Origin of the sequence: Frankia sp. Mgl5 (assembly GCF_023242985.1) — a bacterium.
GTDB classification, from domain to species: Bacteria; Actinomycetota; Actinomycetes; order Frankiales; family Frankiaceae; genus Parafrankia; species Parafrankia soli.
The window spans coordinates 1-2,472 of the sequence record NZ_JALKFY010000742.1 but is presented as its reverse complement, the minus strand read 5'-3'; the positions used below and the strand labels follow the sequence as shown (position 1 = coordinate 2,472).

At 69.2% G+C, this 2,472-nt stretch carries 2 protein-coding genes; both read right to left on the bottom strand.

Going from position 1 to position 2,472, the window contains the following annotated elements; translation table 11 throughout:
- Nucleotides 1-25: 25 nt before the first annotated feature.
- Nucleotides 26-763, bottom strand: coding sequence for an IS21-like element helper ATPase IstB (istB, locus tag MXD62_RS27270; protein WP_368862456.1), 738 nt, complete (start codon nt 761-763; stop codon nt 26-28).
- An 11-nt stretch (nt 764-774) separates the two neighbouring features.
- The gene (gene istA, locus MXD62_RS27265; protein WP_248832265.1) at nt 775-2,025 is read right to left on the bottom strand and encodes an IS21 family transposase; all 1,251 of its coding nucleotides are present in this window, start codon (nt 2,023-2,025) and stop codon (nt 775-777) included.
- Nucleotides 2,026-2,472: the final 447 nt, after the last annotated feature.

The following is a 2,472-nucleotide window of genomic DNA, read 5'->3' as shown; positions in this document are numbered from 1 at the left end:
CTCATTGATCTCCTCCGTTCACGGATCAATTATCCCTCATAGGGATCACTGTCCGAAGAACGGGCCCCACCTCAGTCTCGCCCCAGCGGCCGAACGGCAGGTTCGAGGTGACCAGGATCGAGCCCTGTTCGTAGCGGGACGCGACGAGTTGGAAGAACAGGTTGGCTGCGTCCTGGTCGAAGGGGATGTAGCCGACCTCATCGATGATGATCAGCTTGTAGCGGCGGATCTTCTTGAGTTCGGTGTCGAGGTGTCCGGCCTGGTGTGCTGCGGCGAGCCGGGTGATCCAGTTGTTGGCGGTGTCGAACAGGACCGAACAGCCGGCCTGGGCGGCTTTGACACCGAGGCCGATCGCCAGGTGGGTTTTGCCGATGCCGGGTGGGCCGAGCAGGATCACGTTCTCGGCTTTGGCGACGAAGGTGCCGGTGGCCAGGTGCGCGAGGACGTCGCGGCGCAGGCTGGGCAGGTGGTCGAGGTTGAAGTCCTCCAGCGTCTTGACCGTCGGGAAATGGGCGGTGCGGATCCGCATGATGGTGCCGGCGGATTCCCGGTCGGCGGCCTGACGTTGCAGGACCGCGGCGAGGTATTCCTCGTGTGACCAGTTCTCGTCGCGGGCCTGGTCGGCGAGGGGTTCCCAGGTCCGGCCGATGGTGGGCATCTTCAGGACGCGGGTCAGGTAGCTGAGCAGGGCGGGGAGTCCGTCGGCGGGCTGGCGGGTGTGGGCTGTGCTGGTCGGTGATGCGGTCTCGCTGGGTGCGTCGATGCCGGTGGTGGTCACTGGCTGCTCGCTTCCGTGCGGGTGGGTGGGGTGAAGTCGACGCCGAACAGGGCGTCGTAGTCGCGCAGCGCGACGACGTGGCCGTCGGCGTGCTGGCGCAGGCTGTGGTGGCGTCGCCGCGTGGCGGCCTGGTCGCGGCGTAGCTCGGCGGCGGTGGCCCGGTGGACCGGGTCGGTGATCACGGTGTGGCGGGCCCAGCAGCGGTCGTGGGACGCGACGGGCTGCCCGTCGCAGGTGACGGTGACCGTCCAGGCGGACGCGGCTGCCTCGACGAAGCGGCCGATCACGGCCGGGTCGACGGAGTAGTCGACCCCGTCGAGGCGGACGTAGTAGTCGCGGGCGAGGCGGACACGGTGCCGGAGCCCGACCGCAGGTCCTATCGGGGGCAGCGCCAGCATCGCCTGACGGTCGGTGTCGAGCCGGTCGAGTGGGCGGGCGCCGATCGAGCGGACGCGGCGGGTGTTCGCCTGGGCCAGCCAGCCGTCCAGCTGGGTGTTGAAATCGGCCGGGCCGGTGAACGTCCGGCCGGGGAGGAACGAGGTCTCCAGGAACCGGTTGGTCCGCTCGACCATCCCCTTGAACTCCGGATCCCGCGGCGGAGCCAGCCGGATCCGTGTGGCCAGCGTCCCCGCGAACGCCGCCGCCGGCGCGGTCACCTTGCCCGTGCCGCCGATCGCGGACTCCCGGTCCCAGACCAGGGTCCGGGGCACCCGGCCGATCTGGCCGATCAGCTGCCACATCCCCGCCAGGATGTCCCCGCCCTGCCGCGACGGGATCATCGTGGCGGTGGTGAACCGGGAGAATCCCAGCGTCATGACCAGCACCGGCAGCATCCGCTGCTGCCCCCACCCGACCGGGATCCTCGGCTCGGGGAACCACAGATCGCACTGCGCGACCTGCCCCGGCTCGTAGACCACCCGGTCCACCGGGTCGACCCCGGCATACTCGGGACGGATCTGACTGATCCGTTCCCGCAGGATCGAGCTCGAATGCGTCCAGCCGATCCGCTGAGCGATCACGCTGGCGGGCATCCGGGGATACTCGGCCAGCAGCGTCCGCACCGCGGGCTCGACCGCGTCGGTCAACCGTGGCCGCGGCGCCCGCTCATAGCGCGGTGGCCGGTCCGAGGTCAGCGCGCGGCGCACCGTGTTCCGTGCGACCCCCAGCCGCCGGCTGATCTCGCTGATCGAGACACCCTCAGCCCGATGCAGCCGCCGGATCTCGGCCCAGTCCTCCACAGTGATCACCCTCCAAGGCTGGAGGGTGCGCCGTTTTACTTCGGCAACGCCTGGTCAGTTTTGCCTCGGCATCGACACCACCAGCGGTGGGCTGGTCTGGGTTCTCAGACTGACGCATCCTGACCACGGGCTGTTCGTCTCCTGCTCGGCTCGGAACGGGAAGCCGTCGCCGGGCCGGCAGGGCGGTCAGAACTGTGACGGTGCCTTGTAGCAGCAAGGCCCCTGTCGGGACACGCCCACCGGTCCGGTCGACACACCACCAGACAGCGGCCGACAGGTCAGTGCGAAGGCATCACGCCAGTTGCATCGCGGGTCAGGCCACCGCCCGAGGCCGAACCATGAACTCACAGTTGCATCGGCGGAGTCCGCTGTCCCGCGACCGTCGATCAGCCATGATCGAATGGTGCGTCGACGTCGTGGCTGTCCACCGGTTCCGGTGTCGGAGTTCGCGGGGTT